The organism is Vibrio sp. YYF0003, assembly GCF_036350715.1.
Classification (GTDB): domain Bacteria; phylum Pseudomonadota; class Gammaproteobacteria; order Enterobacterales; family Vibrionaceae; genus Vibrio; species Vibrio natriegens.
On sequence record NZ_JAZDWA010000017.1, the window covers coordinates 1 to 26,227 of the forward strand.

Below are 26,227 nucleotides of genomic sequence, written 5' to 3' on the forward strand. Positions count from 1 at the left end.
AAGGTCTACGTTTCGCGATCCGTGAAGGTGGCCGTACAGTAGGTGCTGGTGTTGTTGCTAAGATCTTCGACTAATTCATAGCGAATTAGACGGATGCTATCGGAAAATCTTGAATTAGATTTGACGAACCAGTAGCAAAAAGGGCATCATTTGATGCCCTTTTTCTGCACTCAACATAATTTTTGCTGTTTTCTTGTCCAGAAGTTGCTTGAGTGTGGAGCAAGATTAAGCAAACGGGCTTAATCTTATTAAGAGTACGCTGATTTTTTCAGCGATTTGGAGTTTGCCCTGCAACAGCGGGGTTGTTGTCGTCTATATTAAGACTTGAAACAGGTTGGTTTTATGAAAGCAAATAATGCTGAAACTCCTGATAGCTCAAATGCAGCAGATACGTTCAAGTGGATCGTCGCTTTCGTATTGGCAGCTGCCGCTGTTGTGGGTAATTACCTGTATGGTGAAATGTCTGTAGTGATTCGCGCTGCAGGTGTTGTTGTTCTTATTGCAGCTGCTCTAGGCGTTGCAGCAACAACGACTAAAGGTAAAGCAGCGATCAGTTTTGCAAAAGAATCGCGTATGGAAGTACGTAAAGTTGTTTGGCCTACTCGCCAAGAAACCATGCAAACAACACTGATCGTTTTAGCTGTAAGTATTGTAATGGCTCTAGCGCTATGGGGTATTGACGGAATTATGGTTCGTCTAGTAGCTCTAGCGACTGGGGTATAGAGGGTTTTAATTCATGAGTGAAGCTCCAAAAAAACGCTGGTATGTGGTTCAAGCCTTCTCTGGATTTGAAGGTCGTGTAGCTCAATCTCTGCGCGAGCATATCAAAATGCACGGCATGGAAGAGCTATTCGGTGAAGTACTAGTTCCTACTGAAGAAGTAGTAGAAATGCGCGCGGGTCAGCGCCGCAAATCTGAGCGTAAGTTCTTCCCAGGTTACGTCCTTGTTCAGATGATTATGAACGATGAATCATGGCACCTTGTACGCAGTGTGCCGCGTGTCATGGGCTTCATTGGTGGTACCTCGGACCGTCCTGCACCTATCACAGATAAAGAAGCTGACGCGATTCTTAACCGTCTTGAGAAAGCGAGCGAAGCGCCACGTCCTCGTACTATGTACGAAGCGGGTGAAGTGGTACGTGTTAATGAAGGTCCATTTGCTGACTTCAACGGTACTGTTGAAGAAGTGGATTACGAGAAGAGCCGCCTGAAAGTGTCTGTATCGATCTTTGGTCGTGCAACACCAGTTGAGCTTGAATTTGGTCAGGTTGAAAAACTAGACTAAGACTCTTAATTTAAAGAGTATAAAAAATCACCTTTTTAGGGTTGTATAAGGCGCGAATTATTACTATAATTTCGCGCCTTTTTACTTCTAGTGAAGTAAAAAGTATCTTACACAAACGGGGAGCTGATCTGTGATTAGCGCTAGTACCCAAATTTAGGAATTATCATGGCTAAGAAAGTTGAAGCTTACATCAAGCTACAAGTTGCTGCTGGTATGGCTAACCCTAGTCCACCAGTAGGTCCTGCACTAGGTCAACACGGTGTTAACATCATGGAATTCTGTAAAGCGTTCAACGCGAAAACAGAATCTATCGAGAAAGGTCTACCGACTCCAGTAGTTATCACTGTTTACAACGACCGTTCTTTCACGTTCGTAACTAAGACTCCACCTGCTGCTGTTCTACTTAAGAAAGCTGCTGGCGTTAAGTCTGGTTCAGGTCGTCCAAACACTGAAAAAGTTGGTACTGTAACTGACGCTCAAATCCAAGAAATCGCAGAAACTAAAGCTGCTGATATGACTGGTGCTGACATCGAAGCGATGAAACGCTCAATCGCTGGTACTGCTCGTTCAATGGGCCTAGTGGTAGAGGGTTAAGATCATGGCAAAACTAACTAAGCGCATGCGCGTAATCCGCGAAAAAGTTGACGTAACTAAAGAATACGAAATCAACGAAGCTGTTGCTCTTCTTCAAGAACTAGCGACTGCTAAATTCGTTGAGTCTGTAGACGTTGCTGTTAACCTAGGCATCGATGCTCGTAAATCTGACCAGAACGTACGTGGTGCAACTGTACTACCTCACGGTACTGGCCGCGAAATCCGCGTTGCAGTGTTCACTCAAGGTGCAAACGCTGAAGCAGCTAAAGAAGCTGGCGCAGACATCGTTGGTATGGAAGATCTTGCTGAGCAAGTGAAGAAAGGCGAAATGAACTTTGACGTAGTTGTTGCTTCTCCAGATGCAATGCGCGTTGTAGGTCAACTAGGTACTATCCTAGGTCCTCGCGGTCTAATGCCAAACCCTAAAGTTGGTACTGTAACTCCTAACGTTGCTGAAGCAGTTAAGAACGCTAAAGCTGGTCAGGTTCGTTACCGTAACGACAAAAACGGCATCATCCACACTACTATCGGTAAAGCTAACTTCTCTGCAGAGCAGATCAAAGAGAACCTAGAGTCTCTTCTAATCGCTCTTAAGAAAGCTAAGCCATCTTCAGCGAAAGGTACTTTCCTGAAGAAAGTAAGCATCTCTACTACTATGGGTGCTGGTGTTGCTGTTGATCAGGCTAGCCTGAACACTCAAGCATAATTTATTTGCTTAGGTGCAAAATTAGTGTATAATTTTGCGCCTAATATTTGTGGTTGGGGCTGAACTTTGGTTCTTTGAACTGTCTCCTAGTTCGAATTGAATTAAGACCCAGTCTCCGTCCAAGACCGTAGGTGTTTGTTAATTTACAAACTTAATTGCCCTACGTAGATGGTGCCCGAACTGACAGAAAGCTCTATATTTTAATAGTTAACTTTCTTCTGGGAAGCACCTAAATAGCTCTCACTGTCGTGATGATAGTGAGTGGTGTAACGACAACCAGGAGTAAATCCAAGATGGCTTTAAACCTTCAAGACAAAAAAGCAATTGTTGCTGAAGTCAACGAAGCTGCCAGTGGTGCACTTTCTGCAGTTGTAGCTGATTCTCGTGGCGTTCAAGTTGGCGCGATGACTTCTCTACGTAAACAAGCTCGTGAAGCTGGTGTTTACATGAGAGTTGTTCGTAACACACTTGCTCGTCGTGCGGTTGAAGGTACTGAGTACGAGTGTCTAACTGACACTTTCACTGGTCCTACTCTAATCGCGTTCTCTAACGAGCACCCAGGTGCTGCAGCGCGTCTTTTCAAAGACTTCGCTAAAGAGAACAAAGACTTCGAGATCAAAGCTGCTGCATTTGAAGGCGCGCTAACTGACGCTGAAGTACTAGCGACACTACCAACTTACGACGAAGCAATCGCACGCCTAATGATGTGCATGAAAGAAGCTTCTGCTGGCAAGCTGGTACGTACCTTCGCTGCTATCCGCGATCAAAAAGAAGAAGCAGCGGCGTAAGCCTTGCTTTTTACTGGTTGCTTAATAAACTTATTGTTGACTTAAAAGAGAATTGTTATGTCTATTACTAACGAGCAAATCCTAGACGCAGTTGCAGAAATGTCTGTAATGCAAGTTGTTGAACTAATCGAAGCAATGGAAGAGAAATTCGGTGTTTCTGCTGCTGCTGCTGTTGTAGCTGGCGGTGCTGCTGCAGGCGAAGCTGCTGCTGAGCAAACTGAATTCGACGTAATCCTAGAAGCTGCTGGCGGTAACAAAGTTGCTGTAATCAAAGCAGTACGTGGCGCAACTGGCCTAGGTCTTAAAGAAGCTAAAGCTCTTGTAGACGGCGCTCCAGCACCTCTTAAAGAAGGTGTTGACAAAGCAGAAGCTGACGCTCTTAAAGCTCAGCTAGAAGAAGCTGGTGCAACTGTTGCTGTTAAGTAATTATTGCATAGTTTCTTAGCCTAACGGCTAATTGGCTGGTGGTTTTTTAACCACCGGCCTTTTTGCGCTGTAGGGTATAGGTGAATTTTCCCGCTGTTTAAGCGCCTTATACCCATGCAAAAAACATTTCATTCTATCGAAATGAAATGTCACTACAGTAAACAGCTATTTAGTCACTGTCCCTTACCCCCCCTTAAGTAACTAGGAGCGGGCGGACAGTTTGGGTCACTTATCAGCGAGCTGAGGAACCCCATGGTTTACTCTTATACCGAGAAAAAGCGCATCCGTAAGGACTTTGGTACTCGTCCACAAGTTTTGGACATTCCATACCTGCTATCGATCCAGCTCGATTCGTTCGACAAATTTATCGAACAGGATCCTGAAGGTCAATACGGTCTTGAAGCCGCTTTCCGTTCTGTATTTCCAATTCAGAGCTACAACGGCAATTCTGAGCTGCAATACGTTAGCTACCGTCTTGGTGAGCCAGTTTTTGACGTTAAAGAATGTCAAATCCGCGGTGTAACTTACTCAAAGCCACTACGTGTAAAACTACGCCTAGTTATCTTTGATAAAGACGCGCCAGCAGGTACTGTAAAAGACATTAAAGAACAAGAAGTCTACATGGGTGAAATTCCACTCATGACAGACAATGGTACCTTCGTAATCAACGGTACCGAGAGGGTTATCGTATCCCAGCTGCACCGAAGCCCAGGCGTGTTCTTCGACAGCGATAAGGGTAAGACCCACTCATCAGGTAAAGTTTTATACAACGCACGTGTTATTCCTTACCGTGGTTCATGGCTTGATTTCGAGTTTGATCCTAAGGATAACCTGTACGTACGTATCGACCGCCGTCGTAAGCTACCAGCATCGATCATCCTTCGTGCACTAGGTAAATCGACTGAAGAAATCCTAGATATCTTCTTCGAGAAAGTGAACTTCGAAGTGAAAGACCAAACTCTACTGATGGAGTTGGTTCCTGATCGTCTACGCGGTGAAACTGCGTCATTCGACATCGAAGCAGATGGTAAAGTTTACGTTGAGCAAGGTCGTCGCGTAACGGCTCGTCATATCCGCCAACTAGAAAAAGATGGCGTTGATCACATCGAAGTACCAGTTGAGTACATCGTTGGTAAAGTTGCATCGAAAGATTACATCAACGAAGCAACAGGCGAGATCATTGTTACTGCTAACCAGGAAATCAGCCTGGAAGCACTAGCGAACCTATCTCAGGCTGGCCACAAAGCGCTAGAAGTTCTGTTTACGAACGATCTAGACCACGGTCCGTTCATGTCAGAAACACTACGTATCGACAGCACTGTTGATCGTATTTCTGCATTGGTAGAAATCTACCGCATGATGCGCCCTGGTGAGCCGCCAACAAAAGAAGCTGCAGAAGCACTATTCGAAAGCCTATTCTTCTCTGAAGAGCGTTACGATCTATCGACTGTTGGTCGTATGAAGTTCAACAGCTCTATCGGTCGTGAAGATGCTCAAGAGCAAGGCACACTGGACGAAACTGATATCGTCGAAGTGATGAAGAAGCTTATCGCGATCCGTAACGGTAAAGGCGAAGTGGACGATATCGACCACCTAGGCAACCGTCGTATCCGTTCTGTAGGCGAAATGGCTGAGAACCAGTTCCGTGTAGGTCTAGTACGTGTTGAGCGTGCAGTTAAAGAGCGTCTAAGCCTAGGCGATCTTGATGCTGTTATGCCTCAAGACCTGATCAACGCGAAGCCAATTTCTGCAGCAGTTAAAGAATTCTTTGGCTCTTCACAGCTTTCACAGTTCATGGACCAAAACAACCCGTTATCAGAAGTAACGCACAAGCGTCGTATTTCTGCATTGGGTCCTGGCGGTCTAACTCGTGAACGTGCTGGCTTCGAAGTACGTGACGTACACGTAACTCACTACGGTCGTCTATGTCCTATCGAAACGCCTGAAGGTCCAAACATCGGTCTGATCAACTCTCTATCTGCGTTTGCGCGTTGTAACGAGTACGGTTTCCTAGAGACTCCATACCGTCGCGTTGTAGATGGCGTTGTTACAGACGAAGTAGATTACCTATCTGCAATCGAAGAAGGCCAATTCGTTATCGCACAGGCTAACGCTGCGTTGACTGAAGAAGGTACGTTTGCAGATGAGCTGATCACAGCTCGTCAGAAAGGTGAATCTGGTCTACACCCTCGTGAGCACGCTCAGTACATGGACGTTGCGACAAACCAGGTTGTATCTATCGCTGCATCGCTTATCCCGTTCCTAGAACACGATGATGCGAACCGTGCATTGATGGGTGCGAACATGCAACGTCAGGCAGTTCCAACACTGAAAGCTGACAAACCGCTTGTTGGTACTGGTATTGAACGTAACGTAGCCGTTGACTCAGGTGTAACTGCAGTTGCGAAACGTGGTGGTGTAATCCAGTCAGTAGATGCTTCTCGTATCGTTGTTAAAGTGAACGAAGAAGAGCTAGTACCAGGCGAAGCTGGTATCGACATCTACAACCTGACTAAATACACACGTTCTAACCAGAACACATGTATTAACCAGCGCCCATGTGTGATGCCAGGTGAACCTGTATCACGCGGCGACGTACTTGCTGATGGTCCTTCAACAGACCTTGGTGAGCTAGCGCTTGGTCAAAACATGCGTATCGCGTTCATGCCTTGGAACGGTTACAACTTCGAAGACTCGATCTTAGTATCTGAGCGCGTAGTTCAAGAAGACCGCTTCACGACAATCCACATTCAAGAACTGACTTGTGTGGCACGTGATACTAAGCTGGGCTCTGAAGAGATCACAGCGGATATTCCAAACGTAGGTGAATCTGCTCTGTCTAAACTAGACGAGTCAGGTATCGTTTACATTGGTGCTGAAGTTAAGGGTGGCGACATCCTGGTTGGTAAAGTAACACCTAAAGGTGAAACTCAGCTGACTCCTGAAGAGAAGCTACTACGTGCGATCTTCGGTGAAAAAGCATCTGATGTTAAAGATACGTCACTACGTGTACCGAACTCTGTATCAGGTACGATCATCGACGTTCAAGTCTTCACTCGCGATGGCGTAGAGAAAGACAAGCGTGCGCTTGAAATCGAACAGATGCAGCTTAAAGAAGCGAAGAAAGACCTAACTGAAGAATTCCAGATTCTTGAGGGTGGCCTTCTAAACCGTGTTAAAGCTGTTCTGATTGAAGGCGGTTACTCTGAAGCGAAACTAGAGTCTACTGAACGTAAGAAGTGGCTAGAGCTAACGCTGGAAGATGACGCACTACAAACTCAGCTAGAGCAACTTGCTGAGCAGTGGGACGAGCTAAAAGCTGACTTCGATAAGAAGTTCGAAACTAAGCGTCGTAAGATCACTCAAGGTGATGATCTAGCACCTGGCGTACTGAAGATCGTTAAGGTTTACCTAGCGGTTAAACGTCGTATCCAGCCTGGTGATAAGATGGCCGGTCGTCACGGTAACAAGGGTGTAATCTCTAAGATCAACCCTGTTGAAGACATGCCATACGATGAAAAAGGTCAGCCTGTAGACATCGTACTTAACCCACTGGGTGTACCTTCGCGTATGAACATCGGTCAGATCCTAGAAGTTCACTTAGGTCTGGCAGCGAAAGGTATCGGTGACAAGATCAACCAGATGGTTAAAGAGCAGCAAGAACTGGCGAAATTCCGCGAGTTCCTACAAAAAGTTTACGATCTAGGTGAGACTCGCCAGAAAGTAGACGTTGCTTCTCTGTCTGATGATGAAGTTCGTACACTGATCAAGAACCTGCGTGGCGGTCTACCAATCGCGACGCCAGTATTTGACGGTGCTTCTGAGCATCTAATCAAAGAGCTTCTAAAACTAGCAGACCTACCAACATCTGGTCAGCTAACGCTGTTTGATGGTCGCACAGGTGATGCGTTTGAGCGTCCTGTAACTGTTGGTTACATGTACATGCTGAAACTGAACCACCTTGTTGATGACAAGATGCACGCTCGTTCAACTGGTTCGTACAGCCTAGTAACTCAGCAACCACTTGGTGGTAAAGCTCAGTTCGGTGGTCAGCGTTTCGGTGAGATGGAAGTATGGGCACTAGAAGCATACGGTGCTGCTTACACGCTACAAGAAATGCTAACTGTTAAGTCGGATGACGTTAACGGCCGTACTAAGATGTACAAGAACATCGTAGACGGAAGCCACAGCATGGAACCTGGTATGCCAGAATCGTTCAACGTATTGTTGAAAGAGATTCGCTCGCTAGGTATCAACATCGAGCTAGAAGACGAAGAGTAATCCCTTTCTCATTTGAGAAAAGTGATTATCTGGTAGAAAGCAGCTAGCGCTTGGCTGGCTGCTTTTAACTCCTTACAGGAGCTGATTGTGAAAGACTTATTAAACTTTCTAAAAGCACAGCATAAGACCGAAGAGTTTGATGCAATCAAAATCGGTCTATCTTCACCAGACATGATCCGTTCATGGTCTTTCGGTGAAGTTAAAAAACCTGAAACGATCAACTATCGTACGTTCAAACCTGAACGCGATGGTCTGTTCTGTGCGCGTATTTTTGGTCCAGTTAAAGACTACGAATGTCTTTGTGGTAAATACAAGCGCCTGAAGCACCGTGGTGTTATCTGTGAGAAGTGTGGTGTAGAAGTTACACAAACTAAAGTTCGTCGTGACCGTATGGGCCACATCGAGCTTGCTTCACCAGTAGCTCACATCTGGTTCCTAAAATCGCTACCGTCTCGTATCGGTCTACTAATGGATATCCCTCTACGTGATATCGAACGTGTTCTTTACTTCGAAATGTACGTAGTAACTGAACCAGGTATGACTGATCTAGAAAAGAGTCAGATGCTTACTGAAGAAGAGTATCTAGACCGTCTAGAAGAGTGGGGCGACGAGTTCACTGCTAAGATGGGTGCAGAAGCTATCAAGGACCTTCTAGGTTCTATGGATATGCACGCTGAAGCGGAACAAATGCGCGAAGAGTTAGAAACGACTAACTCTGAAACTAAGCGTAAGAAAGTTACTAAGCGTTTGAAGCTGGTAGAAGCGTTTATTCAATCTGGTAATAACCCAGAGTGGATGATCCTGACTGTACTTCCTGTACTTCCGCCAGATCTACGTCCTCTAGTACCACTAGATGGCGGTCGTTTTGCGACTTCTGATCTAAACGATCTATACCGTCGTGTGATCAACCGTAACAACCGTTTGAAGCGTCTTCTAGAGCTAGCGGCTCCGGACATCATCGTACGTAACGAAAAACGTATGCTGCAAGAGTCTGTTGATGCGCTACTAGATAACGGTCGTCGTGGTCGTGCGATCACAGGTTCGAACAAGCGTCCTCTGAAATCTCTTGCTGATATGATCAAGGGTAAACAAGGTCGTTTCCGTCAGAACCTTCTAGGTAAACGTGTAGACTACTCTGGCCGTTCTGTAATCACAGTAGGTCCATACCTTCGTCTACACCAGTGTGGTCTTCCTAAGAAGATGGCACTTGAGCTATTCAAACCATTCATCTACAGCAAGCTAGAGACTCGTGGTCTTGCGACTACAATCAAAGCTGCTAAGAAAATGGTAGAGCGTGAAGAAGCGGTTGTTTGGGATATCCTGGACGAAGTAATCCGTGAACACCCAGTACTATTGAACCGTGCACCTACACTTCACCGTCTAGGTATCCAGGCGTTCGAACCAGTACTAATCGAAGGTAAAGCGATTCAGCTACACCCACTTGTGTGTGCGGCGTACAACGCGGACTTCGATGGTGACCAAATGGCGGTTCACGTACCTCTAACTCTAGAGGCACAGCTTGAAGCTCGTACTCTGATGATGTCGACAAACAACATTCTGTCGCCAGCGTCAGGTGATCCGATCATCGTACCTTCTCAGGACGTTGTATTGGGTCTGTACTACATGACTCGTGAAAAGATCAACGTGAAAGGTGAAGGCATGTACCTTTCTGGCCCAGCAGAGGCTGAGAAAGCATACCGCACTAAACAAGCTGAACTTCACGCACGCGTTAAAGTACGTATTACTGAAACAGTCGTAGACGAAGATGGCAACAGCACAACATCTACTGGTATGGTTGATACCACTATCGGTCGTGCAATGCTTTGGCAAATCGTGCCAGCTGGTCTTCCGTACAGCATCGTTAACCAAAAGCTAGGTAAGAAACAAATCTCTAACCTACTTAACGAGGCGTACCGTAAGCTAGGTCTGAAAGACACAGTAATCTTCGCTGACCAAATCATGTACGCAGGTTTTGCTTACGCAGCACTATCTGGTGTATCTGTTGGTATCGACGATATGGTTGTACCGCCAGCTAAGTACACTGAAATCGCAGAAGCGGAAGAAGAAGTACGTGAAATCCAGGAACAGTACCAATCTGGTCTTGTTACTGCGGGCGAACGCTACAACAAAGTTATCGATATCTGGGCATCGACCAACGACCGCGTTGCGAAAGCAATGATGGAGAACCTGTCATCTGAAACGGTAGTTAACCGTGACGGTGAAGAGGAACAACAAGAGTCGTTCAACAGCATCTACATGATGGCCGACTCAGGTGCTCGTGGTTCTGCAGCACAGATTCGTCAGCTTGCGGGTATGCGTGGTCTGATGGCGCGTCCAGATGGTTCAATCATCGAAACGCCGATCACAGCGAACTTTAAAGAAGGTCTAAACGTACTTCAGTACTTTATCTCAACGCACGGTGCTCGTAAGGGTCTTGCGGATACGGCACTGAAAACAGCGAACTCGGGTTACCTAACTCGTCGTCTAGTAGACGTTGCTCAAGACGTTGTTGTAACTGAACATGACTGTGGCACTCATGAGGGTGTTGACATGATGCCTCATATCGAGGGTGGTGATGTTAAAGTTGCACTTTCTGAGCTAGCTCTAGGTCGTGTAGTTGCTGAAGACGTTCTAAAACCTGGTACTGAAGATGTTCTTATTCCACGTAACACCCTGATCGATGAGAAGTGGTGTCAAATCATGGAAGAGAACTCAGTAGACAGCATGAAAGTACGTTCTGTTGTTACTTGTGATTCTGACTTCGGTTGTTGTGCTCAGTGTTACGGTCGTGACCTAGCACGTGGTCACCTAGTGAACCAAGGTGAAGCAGTAGGCGTTATCGCTGCTCAGTCTATCGGTGAGCCGGGTACACAGCTTACGATGCGTACGTTCCACATCGGTGGTGCGGCATCGACAGCAGCAGCAGAAAACAGCGTTCAAGCGAAGAACAACGGTTCTATCAAGCTACACAACGCTAAATCAGTAGTGGCAGATGACGGTAAGATCGTTATCACTTCTCGTGCGACTGAACTAACCATCATTGATGAGTTTGGCCGTACTAAAGAGAAGCACAAACTGCCTTACGGTACACTACTAAGCAAAGGCGACGGTGACACAGTTCAAGCTGGTGAAACTGTAGCTAACTGGGAAGCGCACACACTACCAATCATCACTGAAGTAGCGGGTCGCATCCAGTTCGTAGACATGATCGACGGTGTAACAGTTTCTCGCCAAACAGATGACCTAACAGGTCTATCTTCAAGCGAAGTAACTGACGCAGCAGCGCGTCCATCTGCAGGTAAAGATATGCGTCCAGCTATCAAACTTGTTGATGAGCAAGGTAATGATGTAATGATCCCTGGTACAGATATGCCAGCTCACTACTTCCTACCTGGTAAAGCGATTGTAAACATCGAAGATGGCGCAGCAGTAGGCGTAGGTGCAACACTTGCACGTATTCCTCAGAAATCTGGCGGTAACAAAGATATCACCGGTGGTCTTCCACGCGTTGCTGACCTGTTCGAAGCACGTAAGCCTAAAGAGCCTGCGATCCTTGCTGAACACACAGGTACAGTTAGCTTCGGTAAAGAGACCAAAGGTAAGCGTCGTCTAGTGATCACTCGCGACAGCGGTGAAGCATACGAAGAGATGATTCCTAAGCATCGTCAGCTTAACGTTTTCGAAGGTGAGAAGGTTGAGCGTGGTGATGTAATCGCTGATGGTCCAGAGTCTCCACATGACATCCTACGTCTACGTGGCGTACACGCGGTAACTCAGTACATCGCTAACGAAGTACAAGAAGTTTACCGTCTACAAGGCGTTAAGATTAACGATAAGCACATTGAGACTATCGTTCGTCAAATGCTACGTAAGTGTACTATCACATTTGCTGGTGATTCTGAGTTCCTACCTGGTGAGCAAGTAGAATACTCACAAGTTAAGATTGCTAACCGTAATCTAGAAGCTGAAGGCAAAGAGCCTGCGCGTTTCGAACGTGAACTTCTAGGTATTACCAAAGCGTCTCTAGCGACTGAGTCGTTCATCTCTGCGGCATCGTTCCAGGAGACAACTCGCGTACTAACAGAAGCTGCGGTTTCTGGTAAGCGTGATGACCTACGTGGTCTGAAAGAGAACGTAATTGTTGGTCGTCTGATCCCAGCTGGTACTGGTTTCGCATACCACCAAGAGCGTCAAGCTAAACGTACTGAAGCGCAAGAAGGCCCGTCTGCTGAACAAGCAACGGATAACCTGGCAGCACTTCTAAACGCTGGCTTCTCTTCTGAAGAATAAGCCTCTGACGAGTCATCGTTAAGAGCGAAAAAAGGCACCCTCGGGTGCCTTTTTTAATATTTATGTACCGTCCTAAACAAAAAAGGATTGATGCTTTCACATCAACCCTTCATTTCAATAGCTGCTATAGATTAGCCAGAGTTCGTTTAAGCCCCTGGTGGCATTGCTAAACTATCAGAGATCTGTTGAATCAATTGATCTTCTACTTCGAAACGAGTCTCAAGAATCTCTCCTACCAGGGACATATCCGAGTTAAAGTCTGGTAACTCGTCGTCTTCTGTTACTTCAGAGTATTTATCGTTAAAGTTCAGCAGTGGCTCAGTCGTAATGACGATTTTTCCGTACGTCTGATTGATTTCGTCTGTCACGATAAAGCCGGTCGATTTCCATCGATCCATGACCATATCGTAAATTTTGAAATGGCCTTCAGAGATATAGTCGACCAGGTGTTGGCAGAAGTTTTGCAGCTCGGAAGGGGTAGGAAGTTCAATCACGTTAGTTTTCGAACAAGGTTGCAGCGCTGCAAGCTTACAGTATTCAACGATCAGCGATTGTCTCGTTTCTAACCAATGATCAATGACATCACTGGAGCCACCCCACTGGTCTTGTGTTTGTTTGAATTTTTTTAGCATGACCATGCCCTCATGATCGGTTCGCCATTTGGCAAACGTATCCTTTGCATAGCAAAGTTAGTAAAGTTATTACAAACTCTTGTCCTTACTAAAATTTATAGTTTCATATTTACCTAACGATAAACTCTAGTATGAAATTAGATTGCCAGTAAAATGGTTGAACTTCAAGCAAAGGGAGGGTGTCATGTTAAGAAAAGGTGATGTTAACCGCGTAGAAAATGCGCATTGGTGTGTTGTTTCAGGAAGTGAAATTTGGCTGGTGGATGGTGCTGTTCCTTTTGGTTCTGCGGAACAGTTCGCATTGCCAGAGGCGAGTGCAAGAAAAATTGGTGAGTATCAACAACATCCGGTTATGTGGATAAACCTGGCCGATCTTGAGCAAGACTTACCGATGACTTCATTGCGAGATTGCCTGCATTTCCCTGAGGTGCTCTTTTTGCTGCTAAGTAAGGCTATTCAGTATGGCCACATGACGCAAAGTCTGCGTTTTTGTCCTCAATGTGGTGGTAGGAACTTCATCAATAATAATCAGCTCGCAATGCAATGTGGCGAGTGCAGAACGCTACACTACCCACGCATCTTCCCATGCATTATCGTCGCTGTACGTAAAGATAAGCAGATTTTATTAGCGCAGCACCCAAGACATCGAAATGGTATGTATACCGTCATAGCGGGCTTTCTGGAGGTCGGAGAGACGCTAGAAGAGTGTGTTGCGCGCGAAATACATGAAGAAACCGGTGTATACGTAAAAAATATTCGTTACTTCGGCAGCCAACCTTGGGCGTTTCCATCCAGCATGATGATGGCATTTCTGGCCGACTATGAGTCTGGAGAATTAAGCCCCGATTATACGGAATTATCAGATGCTCAGTGGTTTAATGCTGATGACATGCCAGATGTCGCTCCAAAAGGCACGATTGCTCGAGCGTTAATAGAGCAAACTCTGCAAAATATTAAAGCTAATCACCTGGGCAAATAGATAAAAAAAACCCTCCGAGAGGGAGGGGGTAAGTAAGATGTCGTTATGAGATGCCGAGTACTGGGTACTCAGTTTATAATTGTAGTTTTCGCTAGCGAACAAATTTTTAACACTGATACGGATTGGGTGCAAATTAAGCATTGATTTAAAAGTTGATAACATGATCCAGGTTGCAAAGCACACAGCTATTGGCTTCAAATCAGTGATAGAATACTCCCTTTCAAAGAAAGCCTAACAATTGGAATTACGGAATGACTGAATTAAAAAATGATCGTTATCTACGTGCACTACTAAAAGAGCCTGTAGATTACACGCCAGTATGGATGATGCGTCAGGCAGGTCGTTACCTACCAGAATACAAAGCAACACGTGCACAAGCGGGCGATTTCATGTCTTTGTGTAAAAATGCGGAGCTGGCGTCTGAAGTAACGCTTCAACCTCTACGCCGTTTTCCTCTTGATGCAGCAATCTTGTTCTCAGATATCCTGACGATCCCTGATGCAATGGGACTTGGTCTGCGCTTTGCTGCGGGTGAAGGCCCGGTGTTTGATAACCCAATCACTTGCAAAGCAGACGTGGAAAAAATTGGTCTTCCAGATCCAGAAGGTGAGCTGCAATACGTGATGAACGCAGTGCGTCAGATCCGTAAAGACCTAAAGGGTGAAGTGCCACTGATTGGTTTCTCGGGCAGCCCATGGACACTCGCGACATACATGGTTGAGGGTAGTAGCTCAAAAGCGTTTACTAAGATCAAGAAGATGATGTACGCAGAGCCACAAACACTGCATCTATTGCTTGATAAGCTTGCTGACAGCGTCATTGAATACCTGAATGCACAAATCAAAGCGGGTGCGCAATCGGTGATGGTATTTGATACATGGGGCGGTGTGCTGACTCCTCGTGACTACAACTTGTTCTCACTGCAATACATGCACAAGATCGTTGATGGCCTGATTCGTGAAAATGACGGTCGTCGCGTACCAGTAACGCTATTCACTAAGAATGGTGGCATGTGGCTAGAGCAAATCGCAGCAACAGGCTGTGATGCAGTTGGCCTGGACTGGACGATCAACATCGCAGACGCGAAAGCACGCATCGGTGACAAAGTCGCATTGCAAGGCAATATGGACCCATCAATGCTTTACGCATCACCTGAGCGTATCCGTGAAGAAGTTGCTGACATCCTGGAAGGTTTTGGCGATGCGGGCACAGGCCATGTGTTTAACCTTGGCCACGGCATTCACCTAGATGTTCCGCCAGAAAACGCAGGCGTATTTGTGGACGCGGTACACGAGTTATCTAAGCCGTACCACAAATAATCTCTATTTTTTGAAATCTATACCGGCATCTATTGCCGGTATTTTTTTGCCTGAAATTTACCGATGTACAGCTCTTATAGTATTTGGCCTACTATGATCTAATTACTCCACAATCTGAGAGTAATGTTTTATTTTTAATTAAAACAATTGTTTATATTATTGGTCTGCTTGTGTCTTTTTGCTCTGTACAGGTAAAGCAGTATTTAGATCATAGGTAACCTAAAGCATCGAATGAATGCGACTTTGCAGGTAAGGGACGACGTTTGCCTCAAACCATGGGTTCTTTTTAAGCCATAACGTATTGCGTGGTGAAGGGTGAGGTAGAGGGATAAAGTCCGGTTCCCAATCTTGCCAATGTTGAACCGTTTCGGTCAGTGTTTTGGGCTTATTAGTCAGGTAGTAGTTCTGTGAATATTGGCCGATGAGTAATGTCAGTTCGATATTTGGCAGCTGTTGCAGCAGCTTTTGGTGCCAGGCTGGCGCGCATTCCTTACGTGGCGGCAGGTCTCCGGATCGTCCCTTACCCGGATAACAAAACCCCATTGGAATAATGGCAACTTTGGTCGGGTCGTAGAAGGTGTCCTTATCGATATCTAGCCACTGACGTAGCCGGTCACCACTTGGGTCATTCCATGGAATGGATGTGTTGTGGACCCGAGTACCAGGAGCCTGACCAATAATCAGTAATCGGGCTTCTTTTGCCGCTTGTACGACAGGGTTTGCGCCTAGCGGTAAATCGCTGGCGCAAAGCTGACAGGCTCTAACTTGCTTCAGTAGTGCGTCTAGTGACATGAACGATTTAATATCCTTTATCGAAATCGACTTGGTAGTTGAGTGTGAATCCATCTCGCCAGTTTAGGTAATTCTCGGCAAATATCTCCACTACTTGTTCCGGGAAGCTGAGAGCGGCAATGTGCGGTGTGAGCGTAATTTGCGGCAATCTCCAGAAAGGATGCTCCTTGGGAAGTGGTTCTTGCTCAAAAACATCCAGAATCGCGTGTTCTATCCAGCGGTTTTTAATTGCCAGTAAGAGTCCCTTGTCCTCGAGCACATCCCCGCGTCCGACATTAATCAGTATGGCTTGGTTTAGATGACAGAGCGTTTCGCTATTAAGCAGGTAAAGGGTCTCTGGTGTACTTGGCAAGGTGTTGACGACGATGTCTGCTTGCTTAAGGGCGCTCGTAAGTTCATTGATATGAAAAGTCTGGTTAAATTCCCCACCTGAGGTTGGAATACCGGTGCGATTAACACCGATGGTCTCTATTCCCATGGTTCTAACCGTTTTGGCTAAGTAACTGCCTATGCTGCCAGTGCCGAGAATGACCATCTTTTTACTTTGCAGAGAAGTATAGAGGTGTGGCTGCCACTGCCGACTCTGTTGCTGGTGGTGGTAAAGGCTAAAGTGACGATAGTGGCTAATACAGTAGCCAATCACATATTCGGCAATGAGTGGGCCAAAGATGCCTCGTACATTTGTGAGAGTATAATCCTGACGTAACTCAGGCGACATCAAGGTGTTTACGCCTGCAAACGTGGATTGTACCCAGTCAAGTTTTGAAAACTCGTCTAACCTTTGTGATAGCAGAGGTGGATCCGCCAGAACTATTTGAGCGTCATTCGGGTTATCCGTAAGGCTAAGATCAGGCAGGTTTTTCTCTGCCAACAATGTTTGGTAGGTGCTTTGATGCTCTGAGAGCAGGAAAATCTTATTTGGTTGCGGCATTAACTTTTTTCCCTGTGATGAATCAAGTACACTTTCGCTGTTTTTTTCTTCAATGATTGAGTGACTATGCTTAAGAATCCTCTTCAGGTTCGTTTGGAAAAACTAGAACCTTGGCAACAAATTACCTTTATGGCGTGTCTGTGCGAGCGCATGTATCCAAACTACGCAATGTTTTGTGAGAATACAGAATTTGCGGAACCGCGCGCTTACCGAGCGATTCTTGATAGTGTATGGGAAATTCTGACAGTTAAGAGCGCGAAAGTGAACTTTGAGCGTCAGTTAGAAAAACTAGAAGAGTTATTCCCAAGTGCCGATGAGTTTGATTTTTACGGTGTATACCCAGCAATGGATGCGTGTCAGGCGTTGTCTACACTGCTGCATGGTCTGTTGGATCGCGACTACCTTTTTGACTCAATGATTAAAGTGAGCCAACAGTCGGTACAAACTGTTGCGGATCTTGAGCAAGCTCAAGGGAGTGAGCCAATCACGAACGACAATCAAAAAGAAAACCAAGCTGTATGTGAAGAATGGGATGTTCAGTGGGCGATTTTCCGTCCATTACGCGAGGCAGCAGAGCGCGACATCGGTTTGATTAAAGATCTGCGTGAAGAGTTACGAGAAGAGGGCGTTAGCAATATAGGTATTGCGTTATAACTCCTCTACGAAGAATATGAAAAAGGCATCCTACTGGATGCCTTTTTGCTGTGTATGCCGATAAATACTGAAACTACTTGGAGTCTGGCTTCGTTGCCTCGGTTGGTTCAGGCTTTGTTTCCTGATTCTCCAGTGGGGTCTCTTCTTCGTCATCATCTCGGCTTTCAATTACGCCGTACTTCTCTTTCCAGTTTTCCCAGCGCTGGTACGCCAGTTCTTGCATGTCTGTACTTTTGTCTGCTTCATCGATGATCTCTTCGCCTACGAGGTGCTCAAAGATATCTTCCAGCGTCACCAAGCCTTGTACAGTGCCGTACTCGTCAACCACAAGTGCCAATTGCAGGCGGTGAGTCATCATTTGGTCGAAGACTCTCGGTAGCGCTGTATTATTCAGAACCACCTGAATAGGACGCATCACCTCACCAAGCTTCTTCTGACCGCTGCCAGACTGTTGCAGTTTAAACAGCTCCAAGCGGTGCACAAAGCCGATGATGTTGTCTTTCTGCTCGCTATAAATCAAAGGTCGAGAGAATGGCGTATCTTTGTGTTTCTCTAAAAACTGGTCAATCGTCTTAGTCGCGTTGACACGGAATACCACCGGGCGAGGCGTCATCACCTGAGTAACGGGCACATCTTGAATGCCAAGCAGGTTACTCAGAATTTTTGATTCGCCTTCTGCAAACTCGCCGCTTTCACGAGCAAGAATCGCCATCGCGGATAACTCATCACGCATCTTAGGCGCTACGTGGTTGCGAGCCAGGCGCTTGGTGATTTGCTCAGAGAACCAGACAAATGGTGTTAAGGCCCATACCATCCAGCGTAAAGCGACCGCAGCGGTTGGAGCGAGCTGGCGCCAGTAAGTTGCACCAATTGTCTTTGGTACGATTTCAGATAGAACCAAAATCGCCAACGTCAGTACCGCAGAGAAAATGCCCAGCGCTTCACTACCGAATACCACGGCAGCTTGTGCACCAGCTGTTGCTGCACCGATCGTGTGTGCGATGGTATTAAGAGTCAGAATCGAGGCTAACGGGCGGTCGATGTCTGATTTAAGTTTAGAAAGCTGCTCAGCAGCAGGGTGCCCTTGTTGGTTGAGCTGTGCGATGTAACTTGGACTGATACTCAGTAATACTGCCTCCAGCACCGAACAGATAAACGAAATGCCGATAGCAATAGAGATATAAATGGATAACAGCAGCATAGTTGCCCTTGAAAGTCGTTAGATAGTAGTTGTTTGCGGCTATTATAGCCGCGTATGTGCGATATAAATTGCGCCAAATCCCTTGGAAAGCAAGGGAATTCGGATGCTATGTGGTAACAAATTGTGAGTTATTACTCATATTATGGCTAAAAGTACGTCATAAAATCGAAAGTTCACCTACAAACCTTTGCCAGATGGGGCATTTATGTTTTAGAGTGAGACGAATTCGATAACCTATAAGAAGGGAAACCTAATGAACAAGACCCAATTAATCGACTTTATCGCAGAAAAAGCAGACCTATCAAAAGCACAAGCAAAGGCTGCTCTTGAAGCGACTCTTGAAGGTGTAACTGGCGCACTTAAAGAGGGTGACCAAGTTCAACTAATTGGTTTTGGTACATTCAAAGTAAACCACCGTGCTGCACGTACTGGCCGTAACCCTAAGACTGGCGATGAGATTCAAATCGCAGCGGCTAACGTTCCTGCATTCGTAGCAGGTAAAGCACTGAAAGAATCAGTAAACTAAGTTAGAATGCACCGAGGTATCCTGCCTCGGTGCAATTTTATGAAAAAACAGCTATACACTTCTCTTCTCCTTGCTAGCCTTTCTCTCGTTGGCTGTTCATCTGTTGAAACCCCCAATCTAGAACAATTTACTCATTTCACTGGCGGTAAAACCGAAGGTGATGCAAGCAGTTTGTATTGGATGACGGAACGACTTACCCGTGTCAGTACAGCAGCAGACTACGTAACCGCGGGTGACTACGGTTGGTACCAAAGTGATTATCGCTGGGATGCCGGAGAATTACGGGAGTTGACTCGAAAGGGTGACCAGATTGATGCCAAGCTGGGTAAGGTACCTTTTCTAATCCACATCCGATTCAATAAAGATGGTGAAGCGGTTTATCAGCAATATCGAGTTAATAACAAAGTTCTGCCTTTACAGCGTGACCAGCTAGCACGTTTTAAGTCTGAAGCTAACGATGTTGTTGCCTCTGTCAAAGAGCGCTCTCGCAACGGCCAGAGCCTGATCCAAGGTTACTGGGATGGAGAATCCTTAGAAGTTTGTGATGGCAAAGAGTTCACGACATTAGAGTTTAATCAAACGTTGCCGAAATTTGTCATTGACCGATTGGCTTCCGTTGATAGTTACATTGCCTTCATTGGTAAAGAGTCACGCAATAAAGTGACCGTTGATGAATTGCTTTTACTCAAAGATGATGAGTTTGATTGCGTTCAGCGACCTAAACTCATTGCTGAATAACCGCTCTTGCTTTGAATAAAAAAAGGCGCATTAAGCGCCTTATTATTTATAGCCAACTGATGTTGTTTTTATTTTGATTGCTCGCGAGCGATAGCGCGGTAGCCAATATCATTGCGATGGAACATACCATCCCAGCTGATCTGTTTCGCTAGCTCGTACGCGCGTTGCTGAGCTTCTGAAACGCTATGGCCAAGTGCTGTAGCACACAGTACGCGACCACCGTTTGTCACGACATCGCCGTCTTTGCTCTCTGTACCAGCATGGAAGACTTTCTCGCCTTCAACTTCGGTCTGAGGCAAACCTGAAATCACATCGCCTTTGTTGTATGCCGCTGGGTAACCGCCTGCAGCAAGAACAATACCGATAGACGCGCGTGGATCCCATTTAGATTCCACTTGATCAAGTTTCTTGTCCACAGCTGCCAGACAAAGTTCAACTAAATCTGACTGCATACGCATCATGATTGGTTGAGTCTCTGGATCGCCGAATCGACAGTTATATTCGATTACTTTTGGCGTGCCGTCTTGATCGATCATTAGGCCAGCGTATAGGAAACCTGTGTATGGGTTACCTTCTGCTGCCATACCGCGAACGGTTGGGTAAATGACTTCTTCCATAATGCGATTATGGATTTCTGGTGTAACCACTGGCGCTGGAGAGTAAGCACCCATACCACCTGTGTTAGGACCTGTATCTTTGTCACCTACGCGTTTGTGATCTTGGCTGGTGGCCATTGGTAGTACGTTCTCACCATCAACCATCACGATGAAGCTTGCTTCTTCACCATCCAGGAATTCTTCAATAACCACACGGCTACCTGCATCACCGAAAGCGTTACCAGCAAGCATGTCTTTGATTGCGTCTTCCGCTTCCTCTAACGTCATTGCAACGATAACGCCTTTACCTGCAGCAAGGCCGTCAGCTTTCACAACGATTGGTGCGCCTTGCTCACGAACGTAAGCCAATGCAGGCTCAATCTCTGTGAAATTAGCGTAAGAACCCGTTGGGATCTTATGGCGAGCAAGAAAGTCTTTGGTGAACGCTTTTGAGCCTTCAAGCTGAGCAGCAGCCTGAGTTGGGCCGAAAATTGGCAGGCCAGCTTCATTAAACGCATCAACGACACCAATCACAAGCGGAGCTTCAGGGCCAACGATAGTTAGCTCAATCGCATGCTCTTGTGCAAATGCAACCAGCGCTGCCGTGTCTTCTACGCCGATGTTGACGTTCTTCAATTTAGGCTCAAGAGCAGTACCAGCGTTACCAGGAGCAACGAATACCGTTTCAACATTTGGGTTTTGAGCGGCTTTCCAACCTAGTGCGTGTTCACGACCGCCTGCGCCGATAATCAATACATTCATTGTATTTTACCTTTGATAGCTTCGTCATATTGCCGATTTCAGCGTCAAACATGCTCACTTATAGCCATAAGCTCAGCGTGTTTCCCTTGAACTAGGCAATCTGACTTTGCTCTAAAATTAAAATTTTTTAATTAATGTTGATAAGCAAAAGCGACAACACTAATGAAGAATTAAACGGATCAAAATGGCCCTGGGTAATCCCTAGAGCCATGTTCTGATTAGTGACGGAAGTGACGCATGCCTGTGAAGATCATCGCCATACCGTGCTCATCTGCTGCTGCAATAACTTCGTCATCGCGCATAGAGCCACCTGGCTGAATCACACACTTGATGCCCGCTTCTGCGGCCGCATCAATACCATCACGGAATGGGAAGAATGCGTCTGATGCCATTACGCTACCAGCGACTTCCAGACCTTCATCGGCTGCTTTAATACCCGCGATTTTTGCAGAGTAAACACGGCTCATTTGGCCAGCGCCCACGCCGATAGTCATGTCACCTTTTGCGTAAACGATCGCGTTTGATTTCACGAATTTCGCTACTTTCCAGCAGAATAGCGCGTCTTTTAGCTCTTCTTCTGTTGGCTGACGCTTAGACACTACTTTAAGGTCGTCCAGGCTTACCATGCCTTGGTCACGGTCTTGAACCAGCAGGCCGCCGTTAACGCGTTTAACATCAAAGCCAGTTGTTTTGGTTGTCCACTCACCGCACTCAAGCAGGCGAACGTTTTTCTTCGCTGCAACCACTTCGATAGCTTCCGCTGATACTGAAGGTGCGATAATTACTTCTACGAATTGACGCTCAACAATCGCAGTTGCAGTTTCTGCGTCTAGCTCTTTGTTGAATGCGATGATGCCGCCGAATGCTGATGTTGGATCAGTTTGGTAAGCGCGGTTGTACGCTTCCAGGATGTCTTTACCTAGTGCTACACCACATGGGTTTGCGTGTTTCACGATCACACATGCTGGCTCGTCGAACTCTTTCACACACTCAAGTGCTGCATCAGTGTCAGCGATGTTGTTGTAAGAAAGTGCTTTACCTTGGATTTGGCGAGCAGTAGAGACAGATGCTTCTTCCGGATTCGCTTCAACATAGAATGCTGCTGCTTGGTGGCTGTTCTCACCGTAGCGCATATCTTGTTTCTTCTCGAACTGCTGGTTGAACGTGCGAGGGAATTTCGACTCTTCATCACCTTCTTTGTTCTCACCGTAAGATGGAACCATAGTGCCGAAGTAGTTTGCGATCATGCCGTCGTAAGATGCAGTATGCTCAAATGCAGCGATAGCAAGGTCGAAGCGAGTTTCCAGAGTCAGAGACTTGTCGTTTGCATCCATTTCAGCAATTACGCGATCGTAGTCTGAAGCGTTTACAACGATAGTCACGTCTTTGTGGTTTTTCGCAGCAGAGCGAACCATTGTTGGACCACCGATATCGATGTTCTCAACAGCGTCTTCTAGAGTACAGCCGTCTTTAGCAACAGTTTCTGCGAATGGGTATAGGTTAACAACAACCATGTCGATTGGATTGATGCCGTGTTTTTCCATCACTTCATCGTCCTGACCGCGACGGCCTAATACGCCACCGTGAACTTTCGGGTGAAGCGTTTTTACGCGACCGTCCATCATTTCTGGGAAACCAGTGTAGTCAGAGACTTCTGTTACTGCGATACCTTGCTCAGCAAGTAGGCGAGCGGTACCACCAGTAGATAGGATATCGACACCACGCTCAGCAAGAGCTTGTGCAAACTCAACAATACCTGTTTTGTCTGATACGCTGATTAGCGCGCGGCGAATAGGACGAGCGTTGTTCATGCTTCCATTTTCCTCAAATTCACGGAGTTAAAGATGTTTGCCAAAAATGAACTTGTTTTTACCTCTTGGGGTAAAATATTGGCCAGTTTTGGTAAAGACCTTTTCAGGCGTTTTCCTGTCAGAAAACAGTCTCCACTATTTGATGGCGCGTATTCTAACCAATTTATTACAAAAAAGCTCGCGCAATCGTTTGGCATCTCAAAAATAATTGCAAAAAAGTCGATCTTTAGCTTTAAAAGTAACGAGATAGTTAATAAGGACAGTTATGTTTCAGATAGGTGAACTGGCGAAACGCTGTGGTGTGACCGCCGATACATTACGATTCTACGAAAAAAATGGGCTAATTAAGCCAGCGGGACGAAGTGAGTCAGGCTATCGACTCTATAATGAAGAGAATCAAAAGCAGGTTCGATTTATCCTCAAAGCCAAAGAGCTTGGTTTAAGTTTGGGTGAGATTAGAGATCTTCTGGAAATAAAACTAGAAGCGACAGAGCATAGCTGCGCCGAGGTTAAAGCGATTACTACTGCTAAGTTAGAGCTGGTGGATGAAAAAATTAATGAACTGACTAAAATTCGCCGAGCGCTCAAAAAGATTAATGATGCCTGCTGCGGCCATGTGGATGACGATGCGAGTCACTGCTCCATCTTAGCTGCGCTCGAGTAGCTGGCTTTTTATTCTGCCCAGATTGCATCTGAATTAGATGGTTTACTAGGAACCAGCCGCTCTCCACCCTATAATCCCTCCTCTTTATTTACGGTAAGAGATGGTGTCCTTGTCATTTCTGCTGCTTTACCTGGTAGATGTGAGAGTGTAATTACATGGTTGGAGTCTATTTTCAAATCAACGATTGGGTGATGGACGTTGGTGAAAATAAGCTTTACCGAAAAGGTAGGGAAACCTCCGTTGAACCACGATTAAGTAACCTTCTATATTTCTTTGCTAAGAACGCGAACCAAGTGTTCACTCGCAAAGAGTTAATACAGTCGGTCTGGGATAGGGAGGCTGTCACCGACCAAGTGGTGACTCAGTCTATCTCTGAGCTGCGTAAGTTATTGCGTGATAGCCGTGAAGAGAACCCCAGCTATGTCATCACAGTGCCCAAGCGAGGGTATAAACTCGTCGCTGAAGTAACACGCTTAACGCCAAAAGAGTTTATGCGCGTTAGTCGTGAGGACCTGTCTACTCTTATTAGAGAAGCAGATGGCTGTTACTCAAACGACGCTCAAGCACAACTTACCACTGACTCAGATGCGGTTGGTGGGGAGTTTAAACAAAAACATCAAGGAAGCTATTGGCGTAAGGGATTATTTAGCCTTCCTTTGATCGGTATTGTGGTTGCGATGATAGTCACGTTTACCTTCAAGCAACCAGAAGCCAGTAATAACCCAAACAACGACATACATCTGATTGAATTCTCGCTCCACAACAACGCCAGTCATACAGGTATTAGCGATGACTTAGCTGACGGTATCACGAAAAAGTTAATGTCGGATGTGGCTCAGGTTAGTGACTATCGTGTGATGCAGAAGAACTCGTCATTAAATAGCGATGCGGAACCGGGTAAATCTGTGGTGGTGAAGATAAGGCAAAGCGATGTAGCCCGCTTATTAGAAATCGAGTATCGGACCAGTTTCTCAGATAAAACGTTATTTCGTCGTTTATATACTTTGGCGGATCGTGATTTAAAGACGGTTTTACAGCAAGCGTCGCTGGGGATGATGACGATACTGAATGTGCCTGACGCCAAACTGAAATCAACGATGCTGGTGGCTGGGCTTCCCATGACGCCCAAGGCACTAAAACTGTTTATTCAAGCGCATCATTATTTAAACATTTCGGCTGCTAATCAGTATCAGCATGGTATTGAGCTCATGGAAAACGTTTTAGACATTGAACCACACAATGCTTATGTCCAAGCTGAGTTGCTGATTGCCTACTATGTACAAAAAGCACTGTACCCTGAACAAGCTCAGAAAAAGGGACAGACCCAAGCTCTCCATGATGCATTGGAAGTAGGTGCAAAAATGGCTATTGGTCAAATTCAGCCTCGTATTTATGAAGCGCTCGCTTTACATGAAACAGTTGCTGGTGATTTAGCGAAGGCAAAGCAATATCTAGCACAAGCTCTTCAGTTACGTGACTCCGTGCTTTCCAATGTTATTCGCGCTAAACATTCGGAGTTGGAGCAAGATATAGAGTCAGCGAGCAAGTTCTATCGCCAAGCCCTCTATATAGATAGTTCATTAAAGACGTACGTATTGTGTAAGTCGCTAGTGTTTAAAAGTGACGTGAAGGTGGATGACACCAAGCATCAAGCCAATTTCCTCACAGTGAGTGATATTTAATAAACGAATGCTGATAACTATATAAGCCCTTCACTATTAGTGAGGGGCTTTTTTGTATCCCTAATTTCTACAGAAGGCATGCCGTGTAGTCATCGTGATTAACACTAAATGGCAAAAGTTTACGGTGATATCGAAAAAATCGGTGATAGAGGCATAAGTGAAAAGGAAAAAGTCGGCGCTTTTTCTAACAAGGGATGACCTCGATCAGCAGAAAAGATCCGATTTATCCAAGAAAAATAGGCCGAATCGTTCTTTATTTGCGCAAAGTGTTTGTTGTTTGTTCGGTTGAAAGTTTTTTTTGCAAAAAACGCTTGTGCTAATTTCTTAACTCCCTATACTGCGCATCCACCGACACGGAGTGAGACGAAAGTCACACAGCGAGTCGGAAATGAGAGAAAAAAGAAATTTGAAAAAATGCTTGACTCTCTCACGGTGCGGAGTAAGATACGCACCCCTAACGACGAGCAACTGAGTTGCTGGGTAAGTTAGAATAGCTCTTTAAAAATAAGAACCTATCAATCTGTGTGGGCACTCGTTGATGATAATCCAATTAGAAACTTCGGTTTCAAA

At 45.8% G+C, this 26,227-nt stretch carries 21 protein-coding genes and 1 pseudogene; 16 read left to right on the top strand and 6 right to left on the bottom strand.

Annotated features, from left to right (window positions below; genetic code table 11):
- From V1U08_RS22660 to rpoC, 9 genes and pseudogenes are all read left to right on the top strand, one after another.
- Positions 1-74 (top strand): annotated as a pseudogene (locus V1U08_RS22660) (elongation factor Tu); the annotation flags it as partial.
- Positions 75-342: 268 nt separating this feature from the next.
- A complete protein-coding gene (gene secE / locus V1U08_RS22665; RefSeq protein ID WP_020334711.1) occupies positions 343-723 on the top strand; it encodes a preprotein translocase subunit SecE in 381 nt (126 codons plus the stop codon).
- Positions 724-736: 13 nt separating this feature from the next.
- Complete coding sequence (gene nusG, locus V1U08_RS22670) at positions 737-1,285, top strand: transcription termination/antitermination protein NusG (RefSeq protein ID WP_005384681.1); 549 nt, start codon at positions 737-739, stop codon at positions 1,283-1,285.
- 165 nt (positions 1,286-1,450) lie between these two features.
- Positions 1,451-1,879 (top strand): 50S ribosomal protein L11, encoded by a 429-nt coding sequence (gene rplK / locus V1U08_RS22675; protein WP_008078231.1) that lies wholly within the window; start codon positions 1,451-1,453, stop codon positions 1,877-1,879.
- A gap of 4 nt (positions 1,880-1,883) precedes the next feature.
- On the top strand, positions 1,884-2,585 hold the full coding sequence (gene rplA, locus V1U08_RS22680) for a 50S ribosomal protein L1 (protein ID WP_014233286.1): 702 nt from the start codon (positions 1,884-1,886) through the stop codon (positions 2,583-2,585).
- A gap of 293 nt (positions 2,586-2,878) precedes the next feature.
- The gene (gene rplJ, locus V1U08_RS22685; protein WP_014233285.1) at positions 2,879-3,373 is read left to right on the top strand and encodes a 50S ribosomal protein L10; all 495 of its coding nucleotides are present in this window, start codon (positions 2,879-2,881) and stop codon (positions 3,371-3,373) included.
- 57 nt (positions 3,374-3,430) lie between these two features.
- Positions 3,431-3,799 carry a 50S ribosomal protein L7/L12 gene (gene rplL, locus V1U08_RS22690; RefSeq protein ID WP_014233284.1) on the top strand — a complete coding sequence of 123 codons (369 nt, stop codon included), beginning with the start codon at positions 3,431-3,433 and terminating at the stop codon, positions 3,797-3,799.
- 252 nt (positions 3,800-4,051) lie between these two features.
- Positions 4,052-8,080 (top strand): DNA-directed RNA polymerase subunit beta, encoded by a 4,029-nt coding sequence (gene rpoB / locus V1U08_RS22695; protein ID WP_020334708.1) that lies wholly within the window; start codon positions 4,052-4,054, stop codon positions 8,078-8,080.
- A gap of 87 nt (positions 8,081-8,167) precedes the next feature.
- Positions 8,168-12,370: a DNA-directed RNA polymerase subunit beta' gene (rpoC, locus tag V1U08_RS22700; RefSeq protein ID WP_014233282.1), complete on the top strand. Its 4,203-nt coding sequence runs from the start codon at positions 8,168-8,170 to the stop codon at positions 12,368-12,370.
- Between the two features lie 146 nt (positions 12,371-12,516).
- On the opposite strand, the gene V1U08_RS22705 is transcribed toward rpoC, so the two are convergent.
- Positions 12,517-13,008, bottom strand: coding sequence for an Rsd/AlgQ family anti-sigma factor (locus V1U08_RS22705; protein WP_014233281.1), 492 nt, complete (start codon positions 13,006-13,008; stop codon positions 12,517-12,519).
- 178 nt (positions 13,009-13,186) lie between these two features.
- Here V1U08_RS22705 and nudC point away from each other — a divergent pair, with 178 nt between their 5' ends.
- Entirely contained in the window at positions 13,187-13,981 is a 795-nt protein-coding gene (gene nudC / locus V1U08_RS22710; protein ID WP_330471463.1) for an NAD(+) diphosphatase, read from the top strand.
- A 251-nt stretch (positions 13,982-14,232) separates the two neighbouring features.
- Positions 14,233-15,300 (top strand): uroporphyrinogen decarboxylase, encoded by a 1,068-nt coding sequence (gene hemE / locus V1U08_RS22715; protein ID WP_020334704.1) that lies wholly within the window; start codon positions 14,233-14,235, stop codon positions 15,298-15,300.
- A gap of 219 nt (positions 15,301-15,519) precedes the next feature.
- On the opposite strand, the gene V1U08_RS22720 is transcribed toward hemE, so the two are convergent.
- Positions 15,520-16,092, bottom strand: coding sequence for a uracil-DNA glycosylase family protein (locus V1U08_RS22720; protein ID WP_020334703.1), 573 nt, complete (start codon positions 16,090-16,092; stop codon positions 15,520-15,522).
- A 7-nt stretch (positions 16,093-16,099) separates the two neighbouring features.
- Positions 16,100-17,023, bottom strand: coding sequence for a D-2-hydroxyacid dehydrogenase (locus V1U08_RS22725; protein ID WP_330471464.1), 924 nt, complete (start codon positions 17,021-17,023; stop codon positions 16,100-16,102).
- 66 nt (positions 17,024-17,089) lie between these two features.
- Here V1U08_RS22725 and V1U08_RS22730 point away from each other — a divergent pair, with 66 nt between their 5' ends.
- Entirely contained in the window at positions 17,090-17,677 is a 588-nt protein-coding gene (locus V1U08_RS22730) for a YjaG family protein (protein WP_014233276.1), read from the top strand.
- Between the two features lie 73 nt (positions 17,678-17,750).
- Here the strand turns inward: V1U08_RS22730 and V1U08_RS22735 are convergent, their stop codons facing one another.
- Entirely contained in the window at positions 17,751-18,878 is a 1,128-nt protein-coding gene (locus V1U08_RS22735) for a CNNM domain-containing protein (RefSeq protein WP_014233275.1), read from the bottom strand.
- Between the two features lie 253 nt (positions 18,879-19,131).
- Here V1U08_RS22735 and hupA point away from each other — a divergent pair, with 253 nt between their 5' ends.
- Together hupA and V1U08_RS22745 are read left to right on the top strand one after the other, a co-directional pair.
- Positions 19,132-19,404: a nucleoid-associated protein HU-alpha gene (hupA, locus tag V1U08_RS22740; protein ID WP_005433627.1), complete on the top strand. Its 273-nt coding sequence runs from the start codon at positions 19,132-19,134 to the stop codon at positions 19,402-19,404.
- A 39-nt stretch (positions 19,405-19,443) separates the two neighbouring features.
- A complete protein-coding gene (locus V1U08_RS22745; RefSeq protein WP_330471465.1) occupies positions 19,444-20,142 on the top strand; it encodes a DUF1481 domain-containing protein in 699 nt (232 codons plus the stop codon).
- 68 nt (positions 20,143-20,210) lie between these two features.
- On the opposite strand, the gene purD is transcribed toward V1U08_RS22745, so the two are convergent.
- Entirely contained in the window at positions 20,211-21,500 is a 1,290-nt protein-coding gene (gene purD / locus V1U08_RS22750; RefSeq protein WP_014233273.1) for a phosphoribosylamine--glycine ligase, read from the bottom strand.
- Positions 21,501-21,718: 218 nt separating this feature from the next.
- Positions 21,719-23,311: a bifunctional phosphoribosylaminoimidazolecarboxamide formyltransferase/IMP cyclohydrolase gene (gene purH / locus V1U08_RS22755; RefSeq protein ID WP_014233272.1), complete on the bottom strand. Its 1,593-nt coding sequence runs from the start codon at positions 23,309-23,311 to the stop codon at positions 21,719-21,721.
- Between the two features lie 265 nt (positions 23,312-23,576).
- On the opposite strand from purH, the gene zntR reads away from it, so the two are divergent.
- Together zntR and cadC are read left to right on the top strand one after the other, a co-directional pair.
- Positions 23,577-23,975, top strand: a complete 399-nt coding sequence (zntR, locus tag V1U08_RS22760) for a Zn(2+)-responsive transcriptional regulator (RefSeq protein WP_014233270.1) — start codon at positions 23,577-23,579, stop codon at positions 23,973-23,975.
- Between the two features lie 155 nt (positions 23,976-24,130).
- A complete protein-coding gene (gene cadC / locus V1U08_RS22765; protein ID WP_330471466.1) occupies positions 24,131-25,657 on the top strand; it encodes a lysine decarboxylation/transport transcriptional activator CadC in 1,527 nt (508 codons plus the stop codon).
- Positions 25,658-26,227 lie beyond the last annotated feature (570 nt).

Coding starts and splice junctions, on each gene's coding strand:
- secE (WP_020334711.1), top strand. CDS start 343: ATGAAAGCAAATAATGCTGAAACTCCTGATAGCTCAAATGCAGCAGAT.
- nusG (WP_005384681.1), top strand. CDS start 737: ATGAGTGAAGCTCCAAAAAAACGCTGGTATGTGGTTCAAGCCTTCTCT.
- rplK (WP_008078231.1), top strand. CDS start 1,451: ATGGCTAAGAAAGTTGAAGCTTACATCAAGCTACAAGTTGCTGCTGGT.
- rplA (WP_014233286.1), top strand. CDS start 1,884: ATGGCAAAACTAACTAAGCGCATGCGCGTAATCCGCGAAAAAGTTGAC.
- rplJ (WP_014233285.1), top strand. CDS start 2,879: ATGGCTTTAAACCTTCAAGACAAAAAAGCAATTGTTGCTGAAGTCAAC.
- rplL (WP_014233284.1), top strand. CDS start 3,431: ATGTCTATTACTAACGAGCAAATCCTAGACGCAGTTGCAGAAATGTCT.
- rpoB (WP_020334708.1), top strand. CDS start 4,052: ATGGTTTACTCTTATACCGAGAAAAAGCGCATCCGTAAGGACTTTGGT.
- V1U08_RS22705 (WP_014233281.1), bottom strand. CDS start 13,008: ATGGTCATGCTAAAAAAATTCAAACAAACACAAGACCAGTGGGGTGGC.
- nudC (WP_330471463.1), top strand. CDS start 13,187: ATGTTAAGAAAAGGTGATGTTAACCGCGTAGAAAATGCGCATTGGTGT.
- hemE (WP_020334704.1), top strand. CDS start 14,233: ATGACTGAATTAAAAAATGATCGTTATCTACGTGCACTACTAAAAGAG.
- V1U08_RS22720 (WP_020334703.1), bottom strand. CDS start 16,092: ATGTCACTAGACGCACTACTGAAGCAAGTTAGAGCCTGTCAGCTTTGC.
- V1U08_RS22725 (WP_330471464.1), bottom strand. CDS start 17,023: ATGCCGCAACCAAATAAGATTTTCCTGCTCTCAGAGCATCAAAGCACC.
- V1U08_RS22730 (WP_014233276.1), top strand. CDS start 17,090: ATGCTTAAGAATCCTCTTCAGGTTCGTTTGGAAAAACTAGAACCTTGG.
- V1U08_RS22735 (WP_014233275.1), bottom strand. CDS start 18,878: ATGCTGCTGTTATCCATTTATATCTCTATTGCTATCGGCATTTCGTTT.
- hupA (WP_005433627.1), top strand. CDS start 19,132: ATGAACAAGACCCAATTAATCGACTTTATCGCAGAAAAAGCAGACCTA.
- V1U08_RS22745 (WP_330471465.1), top strand. CDS start 19,444: ATGAAAAAACAGCTATACACTTCTCTTCTCCTTGCTAGCCTTTCTCTC.
- purD (WP_014233273.1), bottom strand. CDS start 21,500: ATGAATGTATTGATTATCGGCGCAGGCGGTCGTGAACACGCACTAGGT.
- purH (WP_014233272.1), bottom strand. CDS start 23,311: ATGAACAACGCTCGTCCTATTCGCCGCGCGCTAATCAGCGTATCAGAC.
- zntR (WP_014233270.1), top strand. CDS start 23,577: ATGTTTCAGATAGGTGAACTGGCGAAACGCTGTGGTGTGACCGCCGAT.
- cadC (WP_330471466.1), top strand. CDS start 24,131: ATGGTTGGAGTCTATTTTCAAATCAACGATTGGGTGATGGACGTTGGT.